Annotated in this window: 1 protein-coding gene; it reads left to right on the top strand. The window is 70.4% G+C overall.

The features are described 5' to 3' along the window. On the top strand, positions 1–910 hold a 910-nt coding region (locus STARVERO_RS04935), incomplete at both ends, for a DNA polymerase ligase N-terminal domain-containing protein (protein WP_280178113.1).

Genomic DNA, 910 nt, shown 5'->3' with positions numbered 1-910 from the left:
GTGCTCAAGAGCTGGGCGGTCACGCGTGGCCCCAGCCTCGTCCCCGGCGAGAAGCGCCTCGCCGTCCATGTCGAGGATCACCCGCTCGACTATGGAAGCTTCGAGGGCACGATCCCCAAGGGCCAGTATGGCGGCGGTACGGTGATGCTGTGGGACACCGGCCGCTGGACGCCGGTCGGCGATCCGCATGCCGGCTACGCCAAGGGCCATCTGGAATTCGAGCTGCATGGCAAGAAGCTCGGCGGCCGCTGGCATCTCGTGCGCATGCACCCCCGGCGCGGCGAGAAGGCGGACAACTGGCTGCTGATCAAGGGCGAGGACGAGGCGGCCCGGCCGGAAGGCGCGGCCGACATTCTCGACGAGCGGCCGGAATCGGTGAAGACCGGCCGCAGCATGGATGAGATCGCGCAGGGCGCGCCCGCCCATCGCGGCGGCCGGGCGCGGAAACGCGCAGCCGCGCGGCCCGGCGTCATCGGCAAGGCGGCTTCGATTACCGCCGCCTCGATCACCGCCGCCCCGATGCCGGATTTCGTCGAGCCGGAGCTGGCGACGCTGGTCGCCGCGACTCCCGGCGGCAAGGGCTGGCTGCACGAGATCAAGTTTGACGGCTATCGCCTGGAAGCCCGCATCGACGCCTCCGCCTCCCCGGGAAAGCGGGTCCGGCTGCTCACCCGGTCCGGTCTCGACTGGACCGGGCGCTTCGGGTCTGCGCTCGTCGCTGCCCTGGGAAAGCTGCCCGTCGAGACGGCGCTGATCGACGGCGAGCTGGTGGTGGAGACCGAGTCCGGCGCCTCGAACTTCTCCCTTCTGCAGCAGGACCTTTCCGAAGGCCGGCGCGACCGCTTCGTCTTCTACGTCTTCGACCTCCTCTTTCTCGACGGCCGCGACCTGCGCGACCGCCCGCTGCGGG

This window comes from Starkeya nomas (assembly GCF_902703545.1).
Classification (GTDB): Bacteria; Pseudomonadota; Alphaproteobacteria; order Rhizobiales; family Xanthobacteraceae; genus Ancylobacter; species Ancylobacter moscoviensis.
Note: the sequence above shows the minus strand (reverse complement) of the source record. Positions and strands in the feature narration are given on the sequence as shown.